The sequence below is a fragment of the Thermopirellula anaerolimosa genome, from assembly GCF_054657335.1.
On sequence record NZ_BAAHYX010000006.1, the window covers coordinates 3,014,556 to 3,028,706 of the forward strand.

Here is a 14,151-nt window from a genome sequence, read left to right on the forward strand (position 1 = left end):
CCGTGCGCGATCACCGTGGGTCGAGTCGCCGCTACCATTTCAGGCCGAACTTTGCGCCGCCGGGGGATTGCCCCAGACCGCCCTTCAACGGGCCGACCGGCTTGAGTTTCTTGGCCGGCTTGGCCGGTTCCGCTTCGGCGGGCGACTCTTCGGCCGACTCGGTCGCTTCCGCGCCCGCCGCCTCCGCCTCCTGCTTTTGCAAAAGCGCCTTGATCGACAACCCGATGCGGCGGGTCTCCGGTTCGAACGATAGCACCATCACATCCACGGCATCGCCTTCGTTGACCACATCTTTGACGCGGTTAACCCGCTTGAGCGAAAGTTCGGAGATGTGGACCAACCCCTCCACGCCCGGTTCCAGTTCGACGAACGCCCCGAAGTCCATCAACCGCGTGACGGTACCCTTCCAAACGCTGCCGGGGAGGTACTTCTTGTCGGCTTCGTCCCAGGGATTGTACATGAGATCGCGGTAGGCTAGGCTGATTTTGCGGGCGTCGCGGTCCAGCTTGTCGATCCGCACTTTGATGCTCTGCCCTTCGCGGAATAATTCGCTGGGGTGTTTGACCCGCCCCCAGGCCATTTGGCTGACGTGGAGCAGACCCTCCGCCCCGCCGATATCCACGAAGGCGCCGAAATCCATCAGTTTGCGGATTACGCCGTCGCGAACCTGCCCCGGCGCGAGGGAGTCCCAAAGGGCCTTCTGAGCTTGCTCGCGCTCCCGTTCCAGGACGGCGCGGCGACTGAGGACCAGGTTCTTTCGCTGTGGATTGACCTCGATCACTAGACAGGTGAACGACTGCCCGACGTAATCCTCGGGCTTTTCCACGCGAAAGAGGTCGATCTGACTAATTGGAATGAAGCCCCGCAGACGGTTGACCTGGACCTCCAAGCCCCCGGAATTGGCCGCCGTGACCTTGGCCTCGACCAGCATACCCTGGGACAGATCGGCCCAGTCCCCCACGTCTGCTGCCGCGGCGGGCAACGTCAGTTCGTACAAGCCTTCCTCCGGAACGTACCGGACCACGCGGACCTCAACCGGTTGGCCCACCTCCGGAGGCTCGCGGAACCACTTCATGGGCACAATGCCTTGTTCGCGCGAACCCAATTCCACGAAGACGTTCTCGCGGTGGACGGCCAGGATTTTCCCCAGGTGCCGGGAATCCGCTTCCAACCGTCCCAGCTTGACCTTCTCCGCCGTCTCGTCGATGAGGGAATCGAGCGAGGCGTCACCCAGGGCTTCCTCCAGTTCGCGCTGAAGGTCGGGCGGTAGGGCCTGCCGCTTGAGCGAAATCGTGGGGGAGCCGAGCGGCTGAAATTCGCCGACCGATTCTTGCACCTCGGCCTTCAGTCGCTCAATTTCGGCGTTCAACCGCTGCTGCTCTTCGTCGACCTCGTCCTCGTCCAAATCGTCGGCCGCAATACCATGCGCGACGGGACGCGGCGAATCCTCGTCTCTCGCCACGGCGGCGCGAGGTTCGCTGCCAAGCGGCGGGGACGGTTCCGCGCTCGTTTCTCTCGCCGTCCGATCCTTTTCCTCGCCCGATGCCTCCGCCCCGCCCAAGGGTCGGCGTTTTCCCGGGGTCAAAGGCATGCCCGGTCCGGCGCGATATGCGGCGGGGTCGCGCTGCGAACCGATCAAGATTTTTCGCTTGGCCGGTCGTTCGTCCATTTCCCGACCCGCTTCGCCTGCCGACGCGCCTTCATCGCCGGATCGTTCCTCGGATGGCGGCGTCGCAACCGGTCGCTCGGTTTCCGGTTCGGATGGGGAGCGGGTCGGAGCGTCGGCCGAATCCTCGGGCACGGGGTGAACTTCGTCACTCATCATTTCGTCAACTCTTCATGGAACACAATGCCATCGACTCGCGACGACCCAAGGGAGCCGATGTGCGGGAACGGGAAACGGGCGCATGAACCACGCCGGCGCCGCCCAGCGACGGCGCACAACTTCATTGTACGGCGGTACCTCCGGCTACTCTAGGACGGTCCAAGATCGGCTACCGATCCTTGTAGGACGGAGCGGTTCGGAGACGGGAGAAGATCGCGGCGCACTCCAATCGGCAATCGCGGCGCTGCGGACTACCCTTCTATTGGCCTATTGGGCGGAATCCGACAACTCTTTGATCTTGATATTGCGGAAGAAGATCGGGGCGTTGGCGTGCTTGCCCTGCAATCCAATCAGGCCCTTTTGCGGCAACTCCGCCTTGGGACGGCTTAACCAGGGCGGAATGTCCGAACCGTCGGGATTGGTCTTGGCCGACGTCCATTTCCGCATGTCCATTTCGGTGACCAATTCGCCATTCAAAACGACCGTGATGATCGGACCGCGGCAGGTGACGGTCATGCGATTCCACTCGCCGGGCTTCTTGACGGCCGACTTCTTCGGCGCCAGGTGCCCGAAAATCGCCCCGCAATGCCAACTGGCCGGAGCGTTCGCCCACTTTTCGGCGTAGTCGTCTGCGATCTGAATCTCCACCGAATTCGGGATCCAATTATTCGGATCGCTGCAATACACGATGACGCCGCTATTGGTCTCGTGTTCCGTCTTGAACTCCAGGTCGATCACGAAATCGGCATACTCTTTCTTCGTCCAAATGGCCTGGTCTTCGGAGGCGGTGAGAACGCCGTCCTGAAACGTCCAAACGCCCTTGGGGAACGTGGCGTTGGAGAGGTCGGGAGCGAAAAGGTCCTCCCAGGTCGAGGAGTCCGGATGACCGGCCGATTTCGCCTCTTCCCCCCCCGCCCAGGCGGGCAGAACCAATAGTCCCAACAGTGCCCAATACATCCCTAGCTGTTTCACGGCAAAACCCTTTCAAAAACGACGTCCATTCAATCATGATCCTCGGTTCAGGCGGAAATCCCCCTTGGCCACACCATCGCGGGCGCGATCGTCCGGGGGCGGCGACCGCCAAGCACCGCCGGATCGCCCGTTCTGCTCATCTTAAGACGCAACCTCCCCCGTCACAAGGCGTTAGCGGCATCCCATGTTTCGCGGGGGCGAGATCAAACCGGGAAAACTCACACGGCTGACGGCAAGACGGATAGGATGCGGCAAAGCGTCGGCGTCGGAATCGCGGAAGTACCGCTAAGCCGTCGGTCCGTCAGATGCGCCGCCAGTCCGGGATCGGTTTGTCCTACGCGGAAAAGGTTTGACGTTCGGGGTTGTGCTGGGAATAATTTGGAGCGTCCGTCCAGCCGACGCATTCATGCCGAATTTTATCAACATTCGGTCTGTTGCCGACCCGGCTCAGCTTTGCCTTCCTCGGAAGGCTCGTGAAAACTGGGATGGCGGGCAAAGCCGAATGGGCGGGACGGATGCCGGTTTTCGCTTGGGACGACAGTTCGACATCTTTTTTTACAGGAGAGGCACGATGGGCAAAACGACGCGACGCAGATTCCTGGAAACCGCCGCTGCGGGTACTGCCGCGGCTTGGTTTGGTCCGCAAGCGATTCTCCGAGCGGAGTCCCTGGCGGCGGGCGCGAACGAGACCGTCAACGTTGGCCTGATCGGATGCGGCGGCGAAGGTCGCGCGGTCGCCTCCGCGCATCAGCGATTGTCCGATGCTCGCATCGCGGCGGTCTGCGACGTTCACGCGGGGCGCTTGGCCGATGCCCGAAAGCAATTCGGCGGCGACGCGATCCTAGCCTATTCCGATTACCGCAAGATGCTGGAAAACAAGGATATCGACGCGGTGATCGTGGCCACCAACGATCATTGGCACGTTCTTCCCACCGTTCACGCCTGTCAGGCGGGCAAGGATGTTTACGTCGAAAAACCGCTGGGCACTTCGATTGGAGAAGGCCGGGCGGCGGTCCGCGCCGCGGAAAAGTACAACCGCGTCGTGCAGATCGGAACGCAACAGCGGAGCTGGCCGCACTATCAAGAGGCCGCCGAGATCGTTCAGTCCGGCCAGTTGGGCGAAATCAGCGAGGTCCGGGTATGGGATTTCGATTGCTTGTATCCCGGTTTCGGCGCCCCGCCCGACTCCGACCCGCCCGCCGAACTGGATTGGGATTTCTGGTTGGGACCCTCGCCCAAGGTTCCTTATAACCCCAACCGATTCGCGTATTTCTATTGGTTCTTCGATTACGGCGGGGGTTGGCAGGTCGATTGGGCCGTGCATCACTACCAGATTGTGCATTGGTTCCTACAGGCCGAGGCCCCGCTCAGCGCCGCCGCGATGGGCGGTTTCTACGCCTTCGAGAAGACCAATACCGAATGGCCCGACTCGTTCGTGGCGGTCTGCGAATACCCTGCCACTCCGGTGGCCAAGAAAGGCTTCCTGCTGCAATACACGTTCAGCGGGACGGCGCGGCGTCAACAACGTTCGCACGCTAAGTGCTTCTACGGGACCAAAGGCTCGTTGACCATCGATCGCAGCGGGTACACGATCTCTTGGGAACCGGAAAAAGGCAAACAGGACGCCCCGCCGGACGTGACGGTGCCGAACGCGTTCAAGCAAGACGTGCACGTCACCAGTCTTCAGGCACATGCCCGGGTCTTCATCGACTGCATCAAGGACCGCAAGACGCCGCCCGCCGACGTCAAGGCGGGACACTTGGCGACGAACCCCGGCCACCTCATGAATATCGCGTGGCGCGTCGGTCGCAAGGTTCGCTGGGATGCCAAGAACGAGCGCATCGTTGGGGACCCCGAGGCGGATGCCCTGGTCACCAAGCAATACCGGGCGCCGTGGACCCTGGAGGTCTGACCTTTCCACCGGCGACCATTCGATGCGACGGCATGGCCGGTTTTCGCCAAGTAACAAAAGCGATTCGCGACAAGTAACAAAATAAGTAAGGGCGAGAGGCTGAAACGCTTCTCGCCCTTTTCGTTCGTTCGGAGTTAATAACGCAAGACGCAGCGATCCGGGGCATGCCACATGCGGGCAGCACGTTGGCACGGTTCGCAGCGCGGTGACGCGTTCCTATCGGCTTTGCACGCCGTTAGACCCGACTTCTCGACTCACCCAAGGACTGCGCCCTGAATGATGAGGCTAGGATGCCAGGTCACCCACCGCGTTGACGGGTACCGATGTTATTCGCAGGCCCTATCTCGGTCGCAACGCGTCTTGCCGAAGGCAGCACGCTGAAGAGATGAGACTGCTTTCGATAGGCCCTCCTGTCGTTCGACCATGAGAACATCATGGAAAAATCGACCGCCTCAACGCGGGCGCCCGACGCCGCCGTCGGACGCCCCTCAGCCAGGATTGGACCGCATACCCTTTCGTAACATGCTTCCGTCTCCTGTTTCGGCTGGAGGTTTCCGGCGAGGTTCCGATCACTCTCGCCACTTCTATAAATACACACCTCGTAAAGAAAGTCAAGCGCAAAACATTTTGGGTTCGCGCCGGATCGAGAAAAACCCCTAAATGCCTATCCGTAAGCAACTTGTGAACATAAATCCGCCGCGGTTCCGCGGTGCCGGCGGCGGGGACCGGCCGGATTTTGACTCAAAGCGCGGGCCGCGCGTTTTCCCAACCCCACGCCTTTGCCATGTCGGCAAAAGAATCAATTCCGGTACGCCGATTATCGGCCAAATAGTCTCGCTCACTTACACATCGCAAGCCGCAGGCTCGGTAATCTTTGCGCCGTTGGCCGAGGAGACTTTGCGAGTCGTAGCGCTTATCGAGCCAAAGGGCGGCGCGAATCTTGGGAGCGGTTATTTTTCGGCCTCGGGCATGATCGCCTTCAGGACCGGTTCCACCCATTTTCGCTCCGGGATGTTGAACAGGATGAAATCGCCGTCGAACTGCCAATAGCCCCAACTCCAACCACGCCGCTCGGCTTCACGAGTGACGAAACTCAGCCAGCGGACGCGATCCTCTTGGGGGGCGCGGTCGTACACGCCGAACTCGCCCAAGTACAGCGGTCGACGGTTCGCCTCGGCCCAGACCTGGGCGCGATCGAAGTCGGCACGAATCGCTTGCCGATCGGCGTCCGACCCCCAATGGATGCCCACCTTGTCGGCCTTCCCCGCAAAAGCCGCCCCTTGATGCGTGAAATCGAATGGGCTGTAGTAATGGATCGTTACCAAGATGCAACGATCGTCTTCGGGCAGCACGAGGCGATCGAGATGCGCAATGTTGTTCCACTGCGCGGGTCCGATCACTACCGTCCGGCGAGGGTTTGTCTTGCGGACGATGGCCAGGGCCTCGGACGCGAATTGATTCCACATTTCGTCCGTCATCTTGGTGTTCGGTTCGTTGAGCAGTTCGAACAACAGTTGCGGCGGGCGATCCGCATATCGCCGCGAGACCGTTTCCCAGAAGGCCAGAAAGGCCGGTTTCAGCGTCTCCGGGTCCTTGGCCATGGCCTGGAATTCGTGGAAGTCCAAAATCACGGCGAGGTCCGCCTCCAAGGCGTGCCCGACGGCCCAATCCAGGGTTTCGAGATACTCGGGTCGCAAGACCAACTTCCCAGGCTCTTGATGGGGATTGTCGCGGAAGGGGTGTAGATTGATGCGGACGTGGGTGAAACCCGCCTCGCGGATCATTCGGAAAAAGCCCGCCTCGAATCGCGCGCGGGAACGGTCCCGCCACAGCGGATCGTAGCCGATCACGTTGACTCCTCGCCCCAAACGGTGATTGATCTCGGCGGCGTCGGGGAAATCGGTCTGGGCAGCGACCGCGGCCTCTTCGGCGAGGACGCTTCCCGATCTGAATGTAAGCGTCGCGCCGCCCGCAAGCAGCGGCAGCAAAACGACCGGCGCGAGAATCCAAACCCTCTCGCCAAAGGAACGACGAAGCAACGCGACGGCAATCGCACGCATGGCGGATACCTCCCGGAAACTGAAAGATGCAACCGTCGCGGTGATCGACCGCGGCGGAACAACGCCGATGGGTTCTCGATCCGACGCGGAAGGCGGGGCCGCGTCGCCCATCATCTTATCGAGGCGATCGAAGCTGCACTAGACGGCGGCCCGCCGCTTTTGCTACTGGTTGCCGCCGTTTGAACGGGATTACAATAGGCAAAGGGGACCGCCGATCCCGCGTTCACCGCTCGTCTTTTCTCGCGAGGGGGGATGGCCGGGAAGCGTCGTACGCGGCGTCGCGCGGTTAGCCCCACGTCCTCGTCCCGCCCGAACCCGAGACGACTCCCAAACAAGGTGGATGCAATGCCCGTGCAAATGGAACTGGCGCGGCTGATCCTCAGCGAGACCAGCGACGAGCAGTACATCATCCTGAAAGAGAAGGACGGCACGCGGGCTTTTCCCATCGTGATCGGCAGCGTGGAGGCCTTCAGCATCCGTCGCAGCCTGGTGGGAGAAACCACGCCGCGACCCATGACCCACGACTTGGTTTTGAACATTTTTCAAGAGTTGCGGGTGGAACCGGTGGACGTGATCATCACCGAGCTTAAAGAGCACACGTACTTTGCTCAATTGCGCGTGAAGCAGGATGGAGAACTGGTGGCGATCGACGCCCGACCTTCGGACGCCATCGCCGTTGCAGTGCGTTGCAATCCGCCCCTGCCGATCTTCGTCAACGAAAGCGTGCTGGAACAGGCCCTCGGCGGCTAGATTGGGCGAGGCGGGCGACTGCTCACGGCGCGGCTGATCTGGGTCGGGTTCTGGCGATCTCTAACTCTCACAGGCCGGTGCGTGCCCGCGTCGATAGCGCGCTTTTTTATCCGAGAACGCGCGATATCCAAGAAGTGAAATCGGTACGCGCAATTTGCTTGACTCGGTTCGCGTCTTTTTTATACTAGAATCCACGGAGTCGGATTGGGTTGTTTTTCGGATCCCAATGCTGTGGTGTGCTCCGGGCGTTTGATCTGGGTGGGCCGGGATGCCACAGCAAGACTTTCGCAGATTACAAAGGCCTTTTCCTTTCGCGTTCTCGATCGTCCCTTACATCAACGTTACGCGAACGGGAGTTTTTTCGTTCGATACGGTTTTTCGCGTGGCTCGAGTTGCGCTGTTTGTCTTGTCCCTTGATTGGAGGTGGACAATGAAGCATTGTTCAAGTCTCGTCAAGCGACGGGGATTCACCCTCGTCGAGTTGTTGGTGGTGATCGCCATCATCGGTATTTTGATTGCATTGCTTTTGCCCGCCGTACAAGCCGCGCGGGAGGCCGCCCGGCGGTCGCAGTGCACGAACAACCTGAAGCAAGTCGGCTTGGCCCTGCAAAACTACCACGACACCTACAAGAGCTTTCCGCCCGGCGTGATCTGGGGGATGGGCTGCATGGGAGCGCCGGTGGGGGACTCCGGACAAGACAATTGCCCGGGAACGACCGTCCCACTCGCCTATCACCACACCTGGAACTCGATGATCCTCCCTTTCATCGAACAGAAACCGCTTTACGATACCATCAACTTCCGGGCTCCGGTTTGGACCGGTCCGGACCTTCAGGGTAACAGCCCGCAAAAGATCGTCAGCACCGACGTGGCGGCACTCCGCTGCCCGTCCGACGGTAATTTCCTCAAGTCCAATCAGTCTAATAATATCGCCATCACGAACTATCCGGGTTCGGAGGGATACCACTGGCACGCCGGAACCTGCTGCCTCGGCAATTCGGCCCCGTGGAACACGGTCGATGACCCCATCACGCAGACCTGCACCTACCACGGATTGTTTACCCAGACCAGGACGGCCAACATGGCCCAAGTGACGGACGGGACATCCAACACGATCGCTTGCGCCGAGAAAGACTCGGTGGGCCATTACGGCGGACCTATCCGCACCAGCGGGACGGGGAAACGCCGCAACATCGGCGACGCCATCGCCTGCTCGGCCTTCATCGGAACGGCGGTCAACGGGTGGGGCGGCAATGAGACGGGCCAGCACGTGAAGAATGTGGACGGCGGATCGAAGAGCCCGAGTTGGTTCCGCTGGAATCCCGGCAGCTTCACGCCGACCTACATCGCGGCGTGGGGACCGAACGCCGAATGGCCCAGTCCCTCCAGCTTCCACCCCGGCGGCGTGAACGCCGTGTTGGTGGACGGCAGTGTGAAGTTCATCCGCGATAACATCGCGTGGGGAACGTGGTTCCGCTTGAATTCGATCGCCGACGGCTTGACCATGCAAAACGCCTTCTGAAGCCGATCCCGTCGATCGGTTCGGATAGGAACGTCGGCTTCTTTGCAAGGCATCGTCGAGGACCGAGATTCGATTCGGCATCTCGGTCCTCTGGATTTTCCTTCAACTCAAGGATCGGGAGTGCGAAATATGAAGCGTCTGATCGTCCTCGGGGCAAGCCTAGCCATTTTGACGGCGACCGGCTTGGGCTGCGGAAAGCGTCCGGAGGATAATCCGGAGTTCAAGGCCGAGACTGCCAAGGAACCCTTGAAGATCGCGAATCCCGCCGAGGGACTCACCCCGGGAGGACCGGGAATGGGGGCGCCTCCCGCCGGAGCGCCCGGCATGGGTGGTCCCAATCCGTAATGCGATCGCTCGATCGGCCCGCCTGTTGCCTTCAGCGATCCGCTTGGAACGCTGGGTGGCGCCGAAACACCTCCAGCTCATGCTGGAGGCTCCCTGCGCGATCGCGAATTGGTAAACTGGCAAACCCATCACCGCCGGCGTGAGCCGGCGGTGATGGCATGGAACATGAGCCACCAGCGCAAGCTGGTGGTGATGGCATGCAACTAGAGCCGCCGGCGTGAGCCGGCGGTGTCTTTCGAGCGGCGGTACCCCCTCGCAACCGTCTACTCGCGGATCAGCTCGCGGACGGTCATGCCGGAGGGGATCATCGGCAGGACGTGTTCTTGATAAGGCACCAACACGTCCAGCAGGTAAGGCTCTTCGCTTTCGATCATCTCCTTCAGGCCGTCGATCAGTTCGGACTTGTGCCGGATGTGACGCGCCCGCCACGAAAAGCCCTTCGCCAGAGTGACGAAATCGGGGTAATAGTGCTTGGGGACCAATCCCTCGCCCAAGCCGACGGCCTCCGGTTGATCGATCGGCCCCAGGTAGGTGTGTGCCCGATTCCTGGCATGGAATCGGTCCTCCCACTGCACCACCATGCCCAAGTGCTGGTTATTCAGGAGCAGCACCTTGACGGGAATCTTTTCGCAATGGCAGGTGGCCATCTCCTGGATGTTCATCAAGAAGCTGCCGTCGCCGTCGATATCGACCACGAGCTTGTCGGGATGGGCGACCTTGGCGCCCATCGCGGCGGGCAAGCCGAAGCCCATCGTTCCCAGGCCCAGGCTGGACAGCCACGTCCGTGGGCGACGGAACTTGTAGAACTGGGCGGTCCACATCTGATGCTGGCCCACGCCCGTGCTGATGATCGCGTCTTGATCCTTCGTCAACTTCCACAGTTCGTAGATCGCCTGCTGCGGCAGAATGGCGTCAGGATGCTCGCGGTAGCGGAAAGGCTCCGTCTCCTTCCAGACGCGAATCTTCTCTAACCACTCGGAGATGTCCTCCGGCGGTTGCACGATCTGATTCAGTTCCTGGAGCGCGTATCGCAGATCGCTGACCACGGCGATGTGCGCTTGCTTGACCTTATTGATTTCGGAGGGATCGACGTCGATATGGACGATGACGGCATTCTTGGCGAATTCCGCCACCTTGCCCGTCACGCGGTCATCGAAGCGGACGCCGAACGCCAGAAGCAGGTCGCACTCGGCCACGGCGAAGTTGGCGTACACGCTGCCGTGCATGCCCAGCATATCGAGGGAGAGCGGATGGTCGCCCGGGAACCCGCCAAGGCCCATCGCGGTCATGGTGACGGGGATATTGGTCTTTTCCACCAATTCCCGCAGTTCGGCGTGGGCTCCGGCGGTAATGACGCCGCCGCCCGCATAAATGACGGGCCGTCGCGCCTTGCGAATGGCCTGGGCGACTTCGCGAATTTCCTCGGGCCTGGCCCTGGCCGTCTTGGGCCGATAACCCGGCAGGTCCATGGGGGCATCGTAGTCCGGCTTGGTCTGGGCGATTTGCACGTTCTTGGGGATGTCGATGAGCACCGGTCCCGGGCGGTCCGTGGAGGCCACGTAAAAAGCCTCCCGCAGAACTCGGGCCAAGTCGCGGACGTCCGTCACCAGGTAATGGTGCTTGGTCACGCTGCGGCTGACCTCGACGATGGGGGTTTCCTGGAAGGCGTCGGTGCCGATGACGGGCGTGGCCACCTGACCCGTGATCGCGATGATGGGGACGCTATCCAGCTTGGCATCGGCGACCGGCGTAATCAGGTTGGTGGCGCCCGGCCCGCTGGTCGAAACGCAAACCCCCACCTTGCCGGTCGATCGCGCATAACCTTGCGCTGCAAACCCACCGCCTTGCTCGTGCCGCGGCAAGACCACGCGGAGCTTGTCGCGAAACCGGGTGAGGGCTTGATGGATCGGCATGCTGGCCCCGCCGGGATAGGCAAACACTACATCCACGCCGTGATTGACCAACGACTGTACGACGATCTCCGCCCCGCTGACGAGTTCTTCGTTTCGAGACGTGATTTGCACTTGGCGGGATGACTGCACAGCCGTGGACACGGACACTCCTCCTCAAACGAAACCCGGAACTTACCAAACGCCTCAGCGGCGAGCGGACCGCCGCCCAGCGCCGATGTCATAACACCCTGTCCGGCCCTGCTAATCTCAGTACCGAGACCGGCCAACACATCAGATCAACCGTAGGAATGCCCCGAGCAGCGGCCAGGGTTCGCCCGGCATGCCGCGGCATTTCGCGCGTCGCACCATTGTCGAGACCGCGCCGCGCTCAGCCACACAACCCTAGCACGCTATCCCCGAAATCGACGTAAATCTATTGTACGCTCAACACCCTACGGGGCACACCGCCCAGGCCTTCGGCGGCGAAGGCCAGACCGTCGGCGTATCTCCATGAGACGCCGAATCTCAATTCTCGGTTCGCATTACGGAACCGATCTTTTCGGAAACTAGACTATAAGAAGTGGGGCGAGTGCCCTATCGCCCGTGCTCGCTTCGATTCGCAGCCCCGTCAATTAGGGGGATTCGGCCCTGAAATCGTCGCTGTCACTACTATCGAAACTGATGTTCATTGTCGTGCCGCTGGTCGTGATGGGGGTGATTGCCCCTCCTGCGGCCGATGCGGATGAGTTGGCCGCCGCGGTCCAGCGGAAGTTCGAGGCCTACCGGGAAAAGCTGGGGCAATTGGCCGACTGGTGCGAATCGCAAGGCCTGGCCGAGCCTGCACGGCGAACCCGGGCATGGCTCCAGCCCGTCGCTCAGGATCGACTGCTGGTCCCGATTCTCCCGAACAAGATAGGCGGAGAAACTCCATCGGACGAGGCCGCCCCCGCGGTCCAAGACTGGTACCAAAAATGGATGGCCTTGCGTCGGCAGCAGGCCGAGGACTTGTTCGCCTTGGCGCGCGGAGCGGTCCGTCAAGGCCGGGCGGGCTTGGCGTTGGACCTCGCCCTTCGGGCCCTGCACGAAAATCCCGACCACGAGGCGCTCCGCCGCATCTTCGGTTACCAACCGTATGCGGGCGAATGGCGGACCCGATACGAGGTCGGCCGACTCCGCGCAGGACAAATCTGGGACGATCGTTTCGGTTGGATTCCCAAGGCACAACTCCCGCGATTCGAGCGCGGAGAGCGCCCCGCCGAACCGCGCTGGATCTCCGCCGAGGAGGACGCTCGCCGCCGCCGCGAGACCAACACCGGTTGGACCGTGGACACCGAGCACTTTCAGGTCTGGACCGACCACAGCCTGGAAGGCGCGGCCTTGGTCGGCAAAAAGCTGGAGACGCTGCACGAGCTTTGGAGCCGACTCTTCGTCCGCTATTACCTTACCGAAGCCCAGGTGCTATCGCTGTTCGACGCCAGGTCTCGGGCGTTCGCCCCCCAGCCTATGCAGCACAAAGTGGTGGTCTTCCGCACGCGCAGCGAGTACAACGAGGCCCTTCGCAACCGCGCGCCGCAAATCGAGATTACGGGGGGAATGTACGTGGGCGACCGACGCACGGCGTACTTCTTCTTCCATGATCCGCCCGAGGGAGGCGACTTGGAGCAATCCCTCGACGTGACCACCGTTTACCACGAGGCCACGCATCAATTGTTTTACGAATTGGGGCGCGTGGCGCCGACGGCGGGACGGCGGAGCAACTTTTGGGTCATCGAGGGGGCGGCCATGTACATGGAGACGCTCCGCCGCGAGGGCGATTTCCTGGTGCTGGGTGGGATCGACACGCCTCGCATGATCGCCGCCCGCTTCCGGCGCCTGCAAGACGGTTTCTACATCCCCTTTCGCGAATTCACCGCCATGACGATGGACGATTGGCAGAGCGACGCGCGGATCGGGGCCATCTACAGCCAAGCGGCGGGGATCACGAACTTTCTGATCCATTATGACGGCGGCAAATACCGCGAGGCGATGGTGCAGTGCCTATTGGCCGTCTATCGCGGCACGGATACCCCCGACGCCCTGGCGCGACTCACCGGTCGCAGCTTTGCGGGACTGGATGAAGAGTACCTGCAATACCTCAAGGCGATGCCCCCTTTGCCGCCCATGCGTCTGGAATCGCGCTAGAATCCCGCTCGCGCCTGGGCATGAAGAATCACCTCCCGCGACTCGCCGGACCGCGCCGCGGTCGTCGTCCGCTCACGCCCGCGATTGCAAGATGGCAGGCGATCGGAAGATGGCGAGGGCCTCGCCCCGCCGACGCGCGCCGCCGGCGATCCGCTCGGCACTAGCCGCACGCGATTGTGCGGCGTACCATGAAGGGTTCCTGTATGCGTTCAACATCGGCGTCGGCCCGCAGACCGGGAGCCTTTCGGTGCGGGTCGAAAAAACGCCCATCCAAGCTACCGTTCCTGTCCTTAGGAGGAAGAGTCGATCATGGCGAATTTGGATGAAATGTACGATGCGGCAATCGCGCTCCAACAACAGGGAGATTTGGACGGAGCGATCGCCAAGCTCCACGAACTCCTGGAGCAGGACGGGAATTGGCCGCTGGCGCACGCCGCTTTGAGCGTTTTCTACAGCAAAATGGGCGAACACGAAAAGGCGGTGTCGCACGCCCAAAAGGTCTGCGAACTGGAACCGGAAGACCCCTTCAGCTTCATTTCCCTCAGCCTGATCTGCCAAAAGGCGGGGATGATTCCGGAAGCCGAGCAAGCGATGTGGCAGGCCCGGCAGGCGCAGGTTGCCGCCCTGCAAAAGCGGACGCAGGCCTAGTCGCCGGTGGCAGATTCCCGCGATTCCGCCCCTTTCCTTCATCG

The 14,151-nt window shown here is 61.6% G+C and carries 10 protein-coding genes; 6 read left to right on the forward strand and 4 right to left on the reverse strand.

Going from position 1 to position 14,151, the window contains the following annotated elements:
• Positions 1–31: 31 nt before the first annotated feature.
• Entirely contained in the window at positions 32–1,825 is a 1,794-nt protein-coding gene (locus tag ACYQ6J_RS16785; protein ID WP_460185348.1) for a S1 RNA-binding domain-containing protein, read from the reverse strand.
• Between the two features lie 267 nt (positions 1,826–2,092).
• Positions 2,093–2,797 (reverse strand): 3-keto-disaccharide hydrolase, encoded by a 705-nt coding sequence (locus tag ACYQ6J_RS16790; protein WP_460185349.1) that lies wholly within the window; start codon positions 2,795–2,797, stop codon positions 2,093–2,095.
• 571 nt (positions 2,798–3,368) lie between these two features.
• On the opposite strand from ACYQ6J_RS16790, the gene ACYQ6J_RS16795 reads away from it, so the two are divergent.
• Positions 3,369–4,709, forward strand: a complete 1,341-nt coding sequence (locus ACYQ6J_RS16795) for a Gfo/Idh/MocA family protein (RefSeq protein WP_460185350.1) — start codon at positions 3,369–3,371, stop codon at positions 4,707–4,709.
• Positions 4,710–5,659: 950 nt separating this feature from the next.
• Here ACYQ6J_RS16795 and ACYQ6J_RS16800 read toward each other — a convergent pair.
• Positions 5,660–6,769: a glycoside hydrolase family 5 protein gene (locus ACYQ6J_RS16800; RefSeq protein ID WP_460185351.1), complete on the reverse strand. Its 1,110-nt coding sequence runs from the start codon at positions 6,767–6,769 to the stop codon at positions 5,660–5,662.
• Positions 6,770–7,126: 357 nt separating this feature from the next.
• Here ACYQ6J_RS16800 and ACYQ6J_RS16805 point away from each other — a divergent pair, with 357 nt between their 5' ends.
• From ACYQ6J_RS16805 to ACYQ6J_RS16815, 3 genes are all read left to right on the forward strand, one after another.
• Positions 7,127–7,519: a bifunctional nuclease family protein gene (locus tag ACYQ6J_RS16805; protein ID WP_460185556.1), complete on the forward strand. Its 393-nt coding sequence runs from the start codon at positions 7,127–7,129 to the stop codon at positions 7,517–7,519.
• 430 nt (positions 7,520–7,949) lie between these two features.
• Complete coding sequence (locus tag ACYQ6J_RS16810; protein WP_460185352.1) at positions 7,950–9,041, forward strand: DUF1559 family PulG-like putative transporter; 1,092 nt, start codon at positions 7,950–7,952, stop codon at positions 9,039–9,041.
• Positions 9,042–9,170: 129 nt separating this feature from the next.
• Positions 9,171–9,386: a hypothetical protein gene (locus ACYQ6J_RS16815; protein ID WP_460185353.1), complete on the forward strand. Its 216-nt coding sequence runs from the start codon at positions 9,171–9,173 to the stop codon at positions 9,384–9,386.
• Between the two features lie 263 nt (positions 9,387–9,649).
• On the opposite strand, the gene ilvB is transcribed toward ACYQ6J_RS16815, so the two are convergent.
• The gene (gene ilvB / locus ACYQ6J_RS16820) at positions 9,650–11,440 is read right to left on the reverse strand and encodes a biosynthetic-type acetolactate synthase large subunit (protein WP_460185354.1); all 1,791 of its coding nucleotides are present in this window, start codon (positions 11,438–11,440) and stop codon (positions 9,650–9,652) included.
• A gap of 519 nt (positions 11,441–11,959) precedes the next feature.
• On the opposite strand from ilvB, the gene ACYQ6J_RS16825 reads away from it, so the two are divergent.
• Entirely contained in the window at positions 11,960–13,459 is a 1,500-nt protein-coding gene (locus ACYQ6J_RS16825; protein WP_460185355.1) for a DUF1570 domain-containing protein, read from the forward strand.
• Positions 13,460–13,768: 309 nt separating this feature from the next.
• Positions 13,769–14,107, forward strand: a complete 339-nt coding sequence (locus ACYQ6J_RS16830) for a tetratricopeptide repeat protein (RefSeq protein ID WP_460185356.1) — start codon at positions 13,769–13,771, stop codon at positions 14,105–14,107.
• The last annotated feature ends 44 nt before the right edge of the window (positions 14,108–14,151 follow it).

Bases quoted from the DNA above. Each gene is read 5' to 3' on its own strand.
- ACYQ6J_RS16795 (WP_460185350.1), top strand. From the start codon at position 3,369: ATGGGCAAAACGACGCGACGCAGATTCCTGGAAACCGCCGCTGCGGGT.
- ACYQ6J_RS16815 (WP_460185353.1), top strand. From the start codon at position 9,171: ATGAAGCGTCTGATCGTCCTCGGGGCAAGCCTAGCCATTTTGACGGCG.
- ACYQ6J_RS16785 (WP_460185348.1), bottom strand. From the start codon at position 1,825: ATGATGAGTGACGAAGTTCACCCCGTGCCCGAGGATTCGGCCGACGCT.
- ACYQ6J_RS16810 (WP_460185352.1), top strand. From the start codon at position 7,950: ATGAAGCATTGTTCAAGTCTCGTCAAGCGACGGGGATTCACCCTCGTC.
- ACYQ6J_RS16800 (WP_460185351.1), bottom strand. From the start codon at position 6,769: ATGCGTGCGATTGCCGTCGCGTTGCTTCGTCGTTCCTTTGGCGAGAGG.
- ACYQ6J_RS16830 (WP_460185356.1), top strand. From the start codon at position 13,769: ATGGCGAATTTGGATGAAATGTACGATGCGGCAATCGCGCTCCAACAA.
- ACYQ6J_RS16805 (WP_460185556.1), top strand. From the start codon at position 7,127: ATGGAACTGGCGCGGCTGATCCTCAGCGAGACCAGCGACGAGCAGTAC.
- ACYQ6J_RS16825 (WP_460185355.1), top strand. From the start codon at position 11,960: ATGTTCATTGTCGTGCCGCTGGTCGTGATGGGGGTGATTGCCCCTCCT.